The following is a 13,296-nucleotide window of genomic DNA, read 5'->3' on the forward strand; positions in this document are numbered from 1 at the left end:
ATTAATAATAATGCTAAAAGTGAGCTTGAAGGGTATGGTTATGATGAAAAGGATACGCGTATTATATCTGAAACATATCATACCGGTTTTAAAGTTGAATACGATTATAATGGCTATGGTGTATTGAATTCTGTTTTGGTTCAGGCTCCGGGAGTTAATAGCTCAACTAAGGTATGGCAACTGGGAGATGTCAATGCTTTTGGACAAATTACGAGTTATACCCAGAACGTAAAGCCAGGCAAGCTGATCGAGACAAATCTGGGGTTTGATACACAAGGATTACCACAATCAATTAAAACGACTTATAATGGCAGCAACCTATTTTGGAATACATACAACTTTACAGACAATGGTCATTTAGAATATCGCTTTGATAATAAGGTGTATAATAAGGAATTCTTCGACTATGATGATGATAATCACCAAATGACAGCCTGGAATATTTATAATAGCAGTGATAATTATACCAAAGAAATTGGTGGCGGTTCAATGGATTATTATAGTAATGGTAATATACATCATAAGGGTGATGAGCAGTTCCTGGGAGGTACAGAACTTACAGAATTTGAATATGGCGGAGATGCCGGACCACATGCCTTAGCAGGATATTATGGCGAACCAAATAAGCTGCAGAAACAGAGCATTACCTATACACCATTTAATAAAGTGGAAACGGTAACGCAGAAAAATATGGACAATCAACAACTTCAGAAGCTGGAAATAACTTATGGAGTAGATAACCAAAGACGTATTACCGAATTCTTGGATGCTAACGATAATTCATTATTTAAACGATATTACTTTGACGGTTATGAAGAGGAAGTGTTTAACGATGGAAAAACCAGGAAAGTCTATTACATTAGTGGTGGTAATGGATTAACAGCCATGTATATTGATGATCAAAAAGAAACTACTAAATCAGGTTTGTATTACACACATACCGACTATTTAGGATCTTTATCAGCTCTCACAAAGGAAAATAGCTCAGGTGACTTTGAGGTGGTTGAACGCTTTGCTTATGATCCCTGGGGTAATCGACGTAATCCTGACAAATGGGAAGAAGCCTTAGATATGGAAGGTAAATATCAATATACCTCAAGGGGCTATACAATGCACGAGCATTTAGATGGGTTTGATTTAATAAATATGAATGGACGGGTTTACGATCCTTTGGTATCACGCTTTTTAAGTCCTGATCCACATATCCAATCACCAGATGTAGCAATGGGTTATAACCGATATACCTACTGTATGAATAACCCAATGATCTATACAGACCCAAGTGGTGAAGTGTTTCAATACCTGGCTATTGCTGCAGGTTGGTGGTTTTTAAATACAACAGCCAATGCTATTAACTTTGATCAAAACTGGTTTGATGCAGCTGCAAATACTCCTTTTGTTGTGAGTTATTATGATATGCCTAAACAAGCTAGTTTTGATATCAATTATCACTTTTTGGATATGAGTTTACTTACTGATTTTACAGTTGGTCTTGGTCAAGATATGATATTAGCTCCTACCATCGAAAATGTTGAGTTTATTCCTCATACATCCTCTATAAATTTTGATATTCTCAACCAAAATTTAAGGGCAAAGCATATATTAAATAATGGATTTCGAACTGCTAAAGGAAACTCTAGTAGATCGGTAAGGCCTGTAAGCGCAAGATCAAGTCATGCGTATATGGCAATGCCTACAAGAAATGGAATTCCTGGTCCTTGGGCGACGAGCAGTTCAGATGATGGTTTATCGAATAATTTTATCGGTAGTGTTACATTTTTTGCTACTAATGAGTTAGCTAAAAAAGGATATCATATTATTAATAATGAATTTCTTCGTCAAAGTGCATTGAATGGTATTGAAGAAACACCATTAAAAGTGCCAAAGGCACTTAAAATCGTTAGTAAATATGGAGGATATGTTTTTACTGCTTATAGTATATATGATGTTGATGCCCAGTGGCGAAGCAGTCAAATAGGAACAACTGAGATGATTATTGAACAAGCCTCAAATGGCATTGGAGCAATTCCACTTATTGGTACCTCTTGGAGTATCGGTTGGAATCTTGGCAAGAGTTATGGTCCAAGTAAGTGGTATGGAAGGGATGATACAAAATGGTTTAAATAAATAAAATGAAAGACTTATATTCATATATTTTTACGAAAGCATATTTCTTTTGTATTAATGTTTTTAAAGAAAAAGAATACCCTCAGTATTTTGCGATTATTACGGTAACATTGATTGGCGTTACTAATCTGTATATTCTACTATCTTTAATAGAGTATGTGATGTTGCCAAATAAGTTTATTCCATACGAAGAGTATTTCAAGTATTTCTCGCTTGCTTCTGTATTAATTTCATTAGTTTACTTTAATTATAAAAAGAGATACAACAAGGTGTTGAATCGTAACAAAGGTTTGTCAATAGCAAAAGTTCGTAGGCTAAAAGTTTTTAGCATTATATACTTATTGATCCTTTTTGTTGGATTCTTTGCTTTAGGAGCATTATTAAGAAGTACAATTTAGATTGTGCTTTAGTTTTGTAGTAAACTATCTTGCTATGATTCGATAGTCTTTGAAATGAATTGTAATAAAAGTCTTTGCTGAACGAAGTTTTTGAATTCGTTCTAGCTAAAAGTTAGTTTTTAACTAACACGATAAGAAATAAATCCTGATGCAATATGCGTCAGGATTTATTTTTATTACTAAATCTATTCCAGTTTTTACTGTCCAACAAAACCAATGCTTATCGATCTGTAAATGGATAGTTATCGAATCGCCAACCGATGCTTATCGGTTTTAAAATGGATAGTTATCGATTTGCTAACCGATAGTTATTGGTTTTATAATGGTTAAGCACAATTTTTTATTATCAGAAGGTAGGCTAGCTGTATAGTAGCTACTGCACTTGTTATAAGGCATATTTATCGCATGTAAAAGAAAAAACTAAAAAGAAAACCTGTCAGGATTTTGAATCCCTGACAGGTTTAAAATATAATGCTTCGTTCTTCTGGCTTGAAGCTACTGACTAATACTACTTTTTCTTATCCAATATCGCCTCAATCTCATCCATAATGCTGTTCATGGAGGCAATGGTTTTATCAAAAGGCTCCGATGAAGTCATGTCTACACCGGCTTTTTTCAATAATTCAATTGGGTAATCCGAACCACCTGATGACAGAAATTCAATAAAGCGCTTAGTTGCTTCTTTATCACCTTCCAATACCTTAGCAGCTAAAGCTTGTGAGGCCACGAATGAAGTACTGTACTGGTACACGTAGAAGTTCATGTAGAAATGAGGGATAGCGGCCCACTCAATCGCAATGTTATCTTCAACAGTACAAACACCTTTATCGTGTCCGTAATACTTGCGGGTGATATCTCCGTACATTTGGGTTAATGCCTTGCCTGTTAGCGGTGTACCTTTTTCAGCAGCTTCGTGAATGGCCAGTTCAATCTCTGCAAATTGAGTCTGGCGGAACAAAGTACCTTTGAAACCATCAAGCATGCTCATTAACAAGGACAGACGAAGATCATCATCCTTCAATTTCTTTTGCATCATGTCGTTTAATAGTACTTCATTAAAGGTGGAAGCAACTTCGGCGACAAAAGTGGCATAGTCGGCCGTAGCAAAAGGTTGTGTTTTGTTGGAGTAATAACTGTGCATAGTATGTCCAAGCTCATGGGTCAATGTGCTCACTTCGTTATACTGCCCGGTGTAATTCATCAGGATATAAGGGTGTACATCGTAAGCAGCACCATTGGAGTAGGCGCCACTGCGTTTACCAACATTGGGGTATACATCAATCCAGCGACTGTTAAAGGCTTTATTGACCACTTCAATATATTCCTTACCCAGAGGTTTTAATGATTTAAGAATTAAATCCTGAGCTTCTTCATAGCTGTACTTCAATTCAACACCTTTAACAGTTGGTGCATAAATATCAGAATACATTAACTCATCAACACCCAGCATACGCTTTTTCAGTTTCAGGTAACGGTGAAAAGTTCCCAGGTTATTATTCACGTTTTTCACCAGTGAATGATATACTTCTACAGGAATATTATTAGGTTTTAAAGAGGCTTCCAAAGCTGAATTGTAATTGCGGGCCTTGGCACGAAAAACATCCACTTTAACCTGTCCATTCAGCATTTCACCAAAAGTACCTTCATATTTTAAATAATTATCCCAATAGGCTTTTGTTGCATCCTGGCGTAACTTGCGATCAGCTGATGAACGAGCTAAACTAAAGTTAGCCGGTGTCAGTTCCTTTTCTTCGCCATCAATCATGGCCTTGGCACGTGGCATCTCTGCATTACTGAATACACTAAAGGTGGAGTTAGCTGTTCCTGTAATCATACCGGTTTTAGCCATTACTGCTTCTTCCACTTCAGACAAGGTGTGCATTTTCATCCGGTACACATCCATTAAGCCCATCTTGTAAATCTCCAATTTGGGCTCTTCAGCAATAAATTGATTTATGGTTGCTTCAGGAATTGCTGCCAATTCAGGTGTGACGAATGATGCTTTCTGTCCATATTCGATAAATACCTGGCGTATTTCTTTCACACGTGCCATATTTTCCGAGTCACGTAAGTCAGCATCAGATTTTAAGGAAGCATAGATATACAAGCGATATCCTTCTTTCATTAAATCATTGGAGAATTCAAGGTAGTTCAACAGATCAGCAGCAGAACTACCCAATTTTCCTTTGAAATCAGAAATCTGGTCCATTTCTTTTACCAATTGATCCTTTGCGGTCGACCAGGCCTTATCGCTCTCATATAAGTCTGTGAAATTCCATTTGTATTTATCCTCAATTTCAGAGCGTTCTTTTTGAGCAAAAGTGTTCATTGTTGTCGCTATCATCAGAACGAATGATAATAAGCAAGTAGACAAATTCTTCATGGTTTAATTGTGTTATGTGTGTTATTTAACAAAGTGCCAAAATAAGGAAAAGAAAATAAAATGGCATGAAGTGGTAGTGATTTAAAAAGCAGCAAGATAGAAAAGGAGGATATCTCGTGAAGTATATGGATCGTATCTTTAATAGTGGAAATGCAAGTAAAGATACTATCCGTAACGCGAGGGTAGATCAACAGTTTTACCGGCTAAGCGAATCACCCGCTAAGCCGGTTATGACTAAAATTAAAAAAACTTCCTTTTTCGATAAGGGTAAAATTACGCAACAGATGTCCTTCTATTGACAATGCGATTACAAACAGTTAAACCTAAATAACATGAAAACATTAAAACAACAATTCGGACTCAGAACACGTTTCTTTTTGATTTTTATGATTGGTATGCTCTCAACTACTCTTATTGCAAATGATGCCATTAAAAAAGAGAAAAGAGTATTTGAAGAAGGAACTTATAAAGAATTCAAAGGGAAAGTTGTTGATGCAAAAAGTGGAGATGATCTGGTATTTGCCAATATCACCATCGAAGGAACGAATATTGCTACAGTAACTAATTCAGAAGGATACTTTGCATTAAAAGTTCCCAACGAAATGCTGAATAAGCGATTAACATTCTCATACATTGGCTATGAGCAAAAAAACTTACCTATTGCCACTTTAAAAGAGGATAAGAATAAAATTAAACTGGATGTTTTATCCGTTTCGTTGGATGCCATTACAGTATTTCCAAAAGATCCTAATTTGTTGATTGAAGCTGTTTTAAACCATCGAAAGGATAACTATTCACAGGATGAGAATATGATGACAGCCTTTTATCGTGAAACGATTCGTAAGCGTCGTGCCTACGCGTCATTATCAGAAGCAGTAGTTGAGGTATATAAACAGGGCTATAACAATCAAAGAAACGATGCGGTAAAATTATTGAAAGGACGTAAGAGTGTTGATTACAGTAAATTGGATACTTTGTTATTCAAATTACAGGGAGGACCATATTCGACATTAATGCTGGATATAATGAAGAGTCCTTACATGATTTTACGATATGATTTACTGGATCAGTACGATTTTGAAATTGGAAATATCACTCGTCAGGACGATCGAATTATTTATGTACTGAATTTTAAACAGAAATCATGGGTGCCAGAGCCATTATTCTATGGAAGCCTTTATATCGATTCGGAAACCATGGCCATCGTTAGTGCTTCGTACAATGTGAATACGGAAGATAAGAAAGCTGTTGGTGAGTTATTTATCAAACGTAAACCAGCCGGTGCCGATGTTTATCCAACCAAAGCCACATACCTGGTAACTTATCGCGAAAAAGACGGGAAATGGATTTATGGATATTCCCGTGGAGAAATCACCTTTAAAGTAAATTGGAAAAGACGCTTGTTTAATTCCAATTACCACACTGGTATAGAAATGGCGGTTACCGATTGGGAAAAAACAACAGAAAAGACCTTTAAAGGCCCCGAACGTATGAAAACCAACATAGTAATGAGCGATACTGAATTGGGGTTTGCTGATGCAGATTTCTGGGGAGCTTATAATGTTATTGAACCTGAAAAATCAATTGAATCGGCCATTAAAAAGATTCAGAAAAATATTGAAAAGCTTAATAATTAGGTATAGACATAGGATATAAGACGCGAGCCGTAAGATAAAAGTTTATATTCCAAATTATACCCAGACAGATGAACTAGGCATCTGAACCAAATTAATATATTTCAAGGCTGATAACTTAAGGGTTGTCAGCCTTCTTTATTCTGGAAAGCGATGGCCCGGTTTAAGCGTTGGAATTCGATAATTAAAAAGACAGAAGTAATAATTGCTGAAACAGTATCGGCAATAGGACCGGCGAGCCATACTCCGTCTAGTCCAATGTATTTTGGTAAAATAAGTAATATCGGAACCAGAACAATTACCTGCCTTAATAAAGAGATTAATGCTGACAGACCGGCCTTACCCGTAGATTGAAAATAGTTACCGGTAATGATTTGAAAACCGACCAGGGGAAGTGCCAACAGAAACAGACGCAGACCCCGTGTACCAATGTCAAGTAATTCCGGACTATCGTTGTTAAAAGCCTTTATAATAGTTCGGGGAAATAACTCACTTAAAGCAAATCCCAAAATGGAGATGAGGGTGGCAAATATCAGGCTGATAACTAAAGTGTGCTTTACCCGGCTGTATATTTTTGCCCCATAATTAAAGCCAATAATAGGTTGGGCGGCCATATTAATCGCAATAATGGTCATGACCAGTAGCATAGCAACACTCATTATAACTCCCATCGCTCCAACGGCTATATCACCACCATACTTAACCAGTTGCACATTAAAGGTTCCAAATACAAGACTGGATGCCAACTGCATGCTGAAGGGTGCAAATCCAATAGACAGGATATACCATACAATATCTTTCTTGAGCGGAAAGTTGCGCATTTTCAGCCTTATCACAGAACGTTTACTTCTGAAATGGACAATGACCCAGATCATTAAGGCAAATTGTGATAAAATAGTGGCATAGGCTGCACCAGCCACGCCCATATCTAAAGCAAAAATAAAAATAGGATCGAGGATAAGGTTTAATCCGGCACTGATCAACATGGATATCATGGCCACATTAGCACTTCCTTCTGAGCGAATCAGGTTATTCAACGAATAGCCAACAATGTTAAACACCGATCCAAACAGAATGATATCCAGATATTCATTGGCGTAATCAAAAGTTTCTGCATTAACGCCAAAGAAGCCTAACAGAGGTGCCTTAATAGCAAAGCCAATGCCCATAATCAAAAGGGCAACTATCACCATCAGGATAAAAGCATTACCTAAAACCTTTTCGGCTCTATCAAAATCCTTTTTTCCCAGATTAAGCGAAACGCGAACTCCGGCACCCATACCAATCAGCATACCAAATGCCATCATAATCACCATAATAGGGAAAACAGCACTTAAGCCTGATAAGGCTAACGCTCCAACACCGTGACCAATAAATATGCGATCAACAATATTGTATAATGAATTAATGATGACACCTGCAAAAGCCGGAAGGAAATATTTCCAAAGCAATTTGGGGATGCGTTCAAATTCCAGCTCTTTTACATTTTGTGCCTGTTTTGACATATTGCTATTTCGAATGAGATGACAAAAGTAAAAAAAGGTGACGATTCGCAACTCAAATAATGTTGTTTTGTCATTTTTAACAATTCATCCCAATTGAATCACGATCAGTAAAAGTTATTTCAGCAGGAATCTGAAGTTAAGATAATTTATTTATGGATGTGATTTTTGATAATTATTGCATAATTTGTTTGAGAAATAATAAAACCTAATCCAATGAAATTGACTTTTACTTTTCTTTTGCTGTTTGTAATAATAATGTCTAATGCCCAGGATGCGCATTATTGGACCGAGCAATATGGTACGCGATCAATGCTGCTTAGCAACTCAGTTTTTGGTAGTGTAGAGGACCTTGGGGCAGTATATTATAATCCGGCTCGTTTAAGCGTTTTAGAGGAAAATGCTTTTTTAATAAGTGGTAAGGTTTATCAGCTGAGTTCTTATTCCTTTGATACCAACTCTGATGAAGGACGAACCTCACCAAAAACTCAATCGTCATTTGGTGGAGCGCCCAGTTTATTAGCCGGTACTTATCGTGTTAAAGGATGGGATAAGCATACGTTTGCCTATTCTTTTCTTGGCAGACGAAATCTGGATATGAGTATAAAAGAGAGTAGCAGCACTTTTGGCAATGTTCTGCCTTCTGTTCCGGGCGATGAATATTTTAGTGGTGATATGGTATTGGAGAAGAATTTTAATGAAGAGTGGTTTGGACTTAGCTGGTCATATGCACCGGATTCTAAATTCAGCATTGGTATTTCAAACTTTCTGACCATAAGAAAACAAAATGCGGTTGATCAATTATTACTTCAGGCTTATACTGAAGCAGAGGATGTTGAGGTATACAATAAAAACAATGGCTATAGTTTCTCCCATATGGGATTGTTATGGAAACTTGGAGCATCATGGAGCTACCCTCGTTTTTCTTGGGGATTAACCTTAACAACACCAACACTATCATTATCAGGAGATGGTTCGTTTAATTATGATCAAGTATATACCGGCATTAATGATCAGGAAGGTATTTATGAACGAGATAATCAAAACGGGCTGGATATGGTTTTTAAAACACCTTTTTCTATTGCTGTAGGAGCAGGTTACAAATTTAAACGGGGATCGATCCATGTAAGTACTGAGTATTTCAGTGCTGTTAATGAATATACATTGATGCAGAATAAACCATTTATCGGACAAAGTACAGGTATAACTTATCAGGCATCATTGGTTGATGAATTGAAATCTGTGATCAATTTTGGTATTGGATACAATTTTGTATTCAGCGATGAAGTGTATGGTTACGTCAGTTATTCAACTGATTTTTCGGCAGCTGTCGGCTCAAATAATATTGATGGGCCATTTAAATCGCGCACGTATGCTTCAACCTTTGATGCTAATATTAATCACTTTGGTGGAGGAGTAGTGTTGAAACTTAAACGCATTGATTTAACCTTTGGTACTTCATTGGCAACTGCAAAATACACAGTTGACAGACCTTTAGGATTCCCCACAATTGATGACGTATCGCTATACAGTGATGAGGCACAGACTGATATTCGATGGAATCGCTGGCGATTTATAGTGGGTATTTCTGTACCATTCTTAAGTGATTTTGCAAAGAAATGGGAAGATAAGCTGTTGAATAAGGGAGAGGCAACTGATTGATAAACAAAAAATAAAGGGTTGTAGTCTATGTTTCATAGTTACAACCCTGAATTATTATTAAGGTTATTAGTCAGGAGTTTTTGACAATCAGAATTTACCAAATTTCAAGACGACACCATAGTTAAAACCTCGCAGCATGTCTTTTGGGCCAATTACATTCGGGTCAGGTGCACCGATAGTTCCTTTGCGGTAGTTTAATTTAATATCGCTCGTGTATCGATAGCTGACTGATAATCCAAACCGGAAGAACTTGAGCATATTAAATTCCAGTTCCGCACCTGGTTCTAATACAAAAAAAGCGTCGCTGTCTTCATAAACCTCATAATCGTAATCATTTTCGTATTGCTGCCAGTGTTTGTTATAGCTTACTCCACCGGCACCAATTAAGATTGGAAATGATAGATGTACTGGTAATTTAGCTCCAACAATTGGTTCCAATAACAAACCACCGTAACCACCCAGTATCTGATACTCATCGTTTAAAACGTTATCATGTTTGGGATCAGTCATCAGTCCATAACCACCCAGTCCGAGTCCAAAATTGTGGTTAATGATCCAGGCGCCACGACCACCGACTAATAAAGCATCACGGTCCATAACCTGACTATAGTTGACCATGATGGCACCGTAACCGCCGTTGGATTGATCTTCTTTACTATCAAAAATAGTACGAACCTTATTGTCATTTTCTTGTGCAAAAGCATAACTGCCGGTTATTACGAGCATTATTACTGCTAATAAATATTTTTTCATATCGTTAGAGTTTTTATTTTAAGACTTTAGTTGTCGTGCGGGGTTTTTACTGCTCCACATCCGACAAATTTTGTAATTGAATTATTTAATGAGCTATAGCTTCTTATTAAAAAACAAATGCTGCACTTAAGGATATGGTGTTCATATTCAGACGAAAATAGCCGGGACCGAAAAACTCAAAATTGGGCATGAAATCTCCGGAAATTGTAAACGGATATTTAAGAAACCGATATTCCAATCCGATGTACCCATCTAACCCAGGCGAAATAAAATTACCTTCATGAATGATAGGTGGCGCAAAGGGCCGGAAAAAATTCCGGTTCTTAATTTTCGTCCGATAAGCCATATGAGCACCAAAACCATAAGCTAAGAACCACTGACTGGAGGATTCAGGAAAAGCTGGTTTATGAAATACCCGCAATCCGGAAATCACCATGCTGTTTTCACCAAGTTGTACGTTGGCCATTACACCATCTTCCTGGCTAAACATTCGTTTAAAGGAGGCTCCCCAATAATTCCCAAAGGATAACCGGGCAGCATTCTTGTAATCTTGAGCCTTGCCGTTAATAATGCATATCAGCAGCAAGGCAATTATTATTTTAATTGGTTTAAGGTTCATAGTTTGGTTATTTATGGCTTATTATCAGGTTAGCATCACTAATCCGGATCTGTACCTTTTCCTTCGAAGAGTCACTCTTGTAATTAAATGCCACCACTTCAGATTCAATTTTATCTTGCCAGTTGGGTGTTGCTGCTACTAACTCTTTGGGCAAATTTATTTCTCCCTTGGGAGCAATAATAGTGCATTTATAAGCTAATGGTTGATCAATTTCAACACTACAGTTGGTGTATTTCGAATTGATCTTCACCAAGTCAAAGGTCGATTCCATTCCAAGGTGTTTCAGTGCACCGTATTGCATCACCATATTAAACTCTTTCTTTAGGTTGAGTATGGATAATTTAGAAAAGTAGGTTTCTCCAAACAGGTGCTCCAGTTCATCAATCTGGTATTCATCTCTTTTCGATTGCAGTTTAATTAAGTTACAGTTATTGATTTTTACCTCAGATGATTTTGATTTAATATCCAGTTGTTGGCCACTTGTTATATTGGCTTTGCTAAAGTTGAGCTCAAGGGTGCTTTGCTGCAATGATTCGATGAGGACATCGCCAAAAGCTAATTTCAAATGATTGTTACCACTAATGTTTTTAGCCTGAAAATCACCATTTGACAAGTTAATATTCAAGTTACCGCTAAAATTAGGTATGAAAATATTTCCATAACGATTATTGACCTTAAGGTTGATATGTGGGGGAACTGTAATAAAATAATCAATTCGTGTGCTCGAATTATCTAATCCCAATAAGTTGGTTGCTTCCTTAATATTTTTTAAAAAGGAGGAATACTTACTGCCAAAAACGGTTTCGGCCATCATATAGGCAGAATTGCCCGTTACTTTAAATTGTACGTTATCCTTAATTTTCTGAAAGCGGGTCTCATTTTTCTCAGCAATAAAGAAATTAATGGATACACTTACTGAGTCTTTTTCCCATGTAGAGAAATGAATGTTGCCATATTTGTTATTTACCTCAAGGGTTGCTGATGGTAACACGTAAAACGTTTCCTGCTTTTTAATCTCTTCAGTTATGGTTTGGGCCTGTAGCCAACTCATGCTGAATAGAAAGCCAAAGAGTATGTATAGTTTGTTACAATGCATATGATGTGTGCTTTTGTTCGTTATTTTCCTGTTGTTCCTCCAAAAACTGCATGATGTCTTCCAGAATAGATAGTTTCATACGATAATTTTGAATCATAGCTTCTACCACTTCAGCATTATCCACATTATCCTTCAGATCGCGTTTAAGTTCAACCATTGCAGTATCCAACTCGGCTAAATCCAATTCCATCTCATTTTGTAATTCAGGATGACTTGCTGACATTTGGTAAACTTGCGCTCTTTTTTGGTTAACCTGTGTGGCATAATATAATTCGGTTTCACTCAGCTGGTTTTCTTCTGCCATTAATTCATCTCCGGCTTGTTGCCTTATGACGGCTATATATAGAAAGGCGCCAATTAAAGCGGCTGCAGAAGCAATAGAGCTATAGCGAATAATTCTCAATCGTTTGCTTTTACTTCCATGAAGCTTATTCTCAATTGAATTCCAGCTGTCTGCAGGGATGTCCAGCGAGTCAAACGCATCCTTATTAAGGTCTATGTATTTTTTTAGGCGATCATTCATAATACTTAGTTTAATTAAGATTGTACTGCATTGAGCTTGCTCTTAATATTTCTATTACCTTCTTTTTAGCTCGTGCCAATTGCGACTTTGAAGTAGACACTGAAATTTGCATAATGTCAGCTATTTCTTGATGGTCGTAGCCTTCCAGCATATAGAGTGAAAATATGACTCTGTAACCATCAGGTAGCATTCCCATTGCGTGTTTAATGTGTTCAACTTTCAGTTCTAAATCTTCAGCCTCTTCAGCTTCGTCAAGCATGGCATCCGGTGTAATCTCCTCATTCAGTTCCAGGTTTAGTTTTCGTCGTTTTAATTCATTAATACATCTGTTAATTGTTATTCGTTTGATCCAGGCGCCAAATGTTGAATCATAGCGAAATCTTTCCAGTCTCCTGAATGCTTCACAAAAAACCTCCTGTAACATATCTTCAGCGTCCTCAACACTATTCATCATGCGATAGCATATATTGAACATTGCTTTGGCATAGAGCTCATAAAGTTTTCTCTGTGCTTTAGCATGGCCCTTTACCGCTTTTTCAATGATGGGTCGGTGTATGTCGGTGGTTATTTGTGTCAATTTCTAGTTTATTGTCGCATTA

The 13,296-nt window shown here is 37.0% G+C and carries 11 protein-coding genes; 4 read left to right on the forward strand and 7 right to left on the reverse strand.

Features of this window, described 5'->3' with window-relative positions:
• Both AC4MRQ_RS12330 and AC4MRQ_RS12335 read left to right on the forward strand, forming a co-directional pair.
• The coding region (locus AC4MRQ_RS12330) for an RHS repeat domain-containing protein (protein WP_491197981.1) at positions 1 to 2,127 on the forward strand (2,127 nt) is incomplete at its 5' end.
• Between the two features lie 5 nt (positions 2,128 to 2,132).
• On the forward strand, positions 2,133 to 2,525 hold the full coding sequence (locus AC4MRQ_RS12335) for a hypothetical protein (protein ID WP_491197982.1): 393 nt from the start codon (positions 2,133 to 2,135) through the stop codon (positions 2,523 to 2,525).
• A gap of 508 nt (positions 2,526 to 3,033) precedes the next feature.
• On the opposite strand, the gene pepF is transcribed toward AC4MRQ_RS12335, so the two are convergent.
• A complete protein-coding gene (gene pepF, locus AC4MRQ_RS12340; protein WP_491197983.1) occupies positions 3,034 to 4,908 on the reverse strand; it encodes an oligoendopeptidase F in 1,875 nt (624 codons plus the stop codon).
• A gap of 332 nt (positions 4,909 to 5,240) precedes the next feature.
• Here pepF and AC4MRQ_RS12345 point away from each other — a divergent pair, with 332 nt between their 5' ends.
• Entirely contained in the window at positions 5,241 to 6,545 is a 1,305-nt protein-coding gene (locus AC4MRQ_RS12345; RefSeq protein ID WP_491197984.1) for a carboxypeptidase-like regulatory domain-containing protein, read from the forward strand.
• A 125-nt stretch (positions 6,546 to 6,670) separates the two neighbouring features.
• Here AC4MRQ_RS12345 and AC4MRQ_RS12350 read toward each other — a convergent pair whose 3' ends face one another.
• Complete coding sequence (locus AC4MRQ_RS12350; RefSeq protein WP_491197985.1) at positions 6,671 to 8,047, reverse strand: MATE family efflux transporter; 1,377 nt, start codon at positions 8,045 to 8,047, stop codon at positions 6,671 to 6,673.
• Positions 8,048 to 8,260: 213 nt separating this feature from the next.
• On the opposite strand from AC4MRQ_RS12350, the gene AC4MRQ_RS12355 reads away from it, so the two are divergent.
• Positions 8,261 to 9,706, forward strand: coding sequence for a hypothetical protein (locus AC4MRQ_RS12355; RefSeq protein WP_491197986.1), 1,446 nt, complete (start codon positions 8,261 to 8,263; stop codon positions 9,704 to 9,706).
• 87 nt (positions 9,707 to 9,793) lie between these two features.
• On the opposite strand, the gene AC4MRQ_RS12360 is transcribed toward AC4MRQ_RS12355, so the two are convergent.
• From AC4MRQ_RS12360 to AC4MRQ_RS12380, 5 genes are all read right to left on the reverse strand, one after another.
• Complete coding sequence (locus AC4MRQ_RS12360) at positions 9,794 to 10,459, reverse strand: hypothetical protein (RefSeq protein WP_491197987.1); 666 nt, start codon at positions 10,457 to 10,459, stop codon at positions 9,794 to 9,796.
• A gap of 106 nt (positions 10,460 to 10,565) precedes the next feature.
• Entirely contained in the window at positions 10,566 to 11,078 is a 513-nt protein-coding gene (locus AC4MRQ_RS12365; RefSeq protein ID WP_491197988.1) for a hypothetical protein, read from the reverse strand.
• A 7-nt stretch (positions 11,079 to 11,085) separates the two neighbouring features.
• Positions 11,086 to 12,174 carry a hypothetical protein gene (locus AC4MRQ_RS12370; RefSeq protein ID WP_491197989.1) on the reverse strand — a complete coding sequence of 363 codons (1,089 nt, stop codon included), beginning with the start codon at positions 12,172 to 12,174 and terminating at the stop codon, positions 11,086 to 11,088.
• Positions 12,164 to 12,697 (reverse strand): hypothetical protein, encoded by a 534-nt coding sequence (locus AC4MRQ_RS12375; RefSeq protein ID WP_491197990.1) that lies wholly within the window; start codon positions 12,695 to 12,697, stop codon positions 12,164 to 12,166. The genes AC4MRQ_RS12370 and AC4MRQ_RS12375 overlap by 11 nt, the downstream gene beginning before the upstream one ends.
• Positions 12,698 to 12,707: 10 nt before the next feature.
• A complete protein-coding gene (locus AC4MRQ_RS12380) occupies positions 12,708 to 13,274 on the reverse strand; it encodes an RNA polymerase sigma factor (protein WP_491197991.1) in 567 nt (188 codons plus the stop codon).
• Positions 13,275 to 13,296 lie beyond the last annotated feature (22 nt).

This window comes from Carboxylicivirga sp., assembly GCF_982718395.1.

Excerpts from the sequence above, each read along its gene's own strand:
- AC4MRQ_RS12335 (WP_491197982.1), top strand. The coding sequence starts at position 2,133 with ATGAAAGACTTATATTCATATATTTTTACGAAAGCATATTTCTTTTGT.
- pepF (WP_491197983.1), bottom strand. The coding sequence starts at position 4,908 with ATGAAGAATTTGTCTACTTGCTTATTATCATTCGTTCTGATGATAGCG.
- AC4MRQ_RS12345 (WP_491197984.1), top strand. The coding sequence starts at position 5,241 with ATGAAAACATTAAAACAACAATTCGGACTCAGAACACGTTTCTTTTTG.
- AC4MRQ_RS12350 (WP_491197985.1), bottom strand. The coding sequence starts at position 8,047 with ATGTCAAAACAGGCACAAAATGTAAAAGAGCTGGAATTTGAACGCATC.
- AC4MRQ_RS12355 (WP_491197986.1), top strand. The coding sequence starts at position 8,261 with ATGAAATTGACTTTTACTTTTCTTTTGCTGTTTGTAATAATAATGTCT.
- AC4MRQ_RS12360 (WP_491197987.1), bottom strand. The coding sequence starts at position 10,459 with ATGAAAAAATATTTATTAGCAGTAATAATGCTCGTAATAACCGGCAGT.
- AC4MRQ_RS12365 (WP_491197988.1), bottom strand. The coding sequence starts at position 11,078 with ATGAACCTTAAACCAATTAAAATAATAATTGCCTTGCTGCTGATATGC.
- AC4MRQ_RS12370 (WP_491197989.1), bottom strand. The coding sequence starts at position 12,174 with ATGCATTGTAACAAACTATACATACTCTTTGGCTTTCTATTCAGCATG.
- AC4MRQ_RS12375 (WP_491197990.1), bottom strand. The coding sequence starts at position 12,697 with ATGAATGATCGCCTAAAAAAATACATAGACCTTAATAAGGATGCGTTT.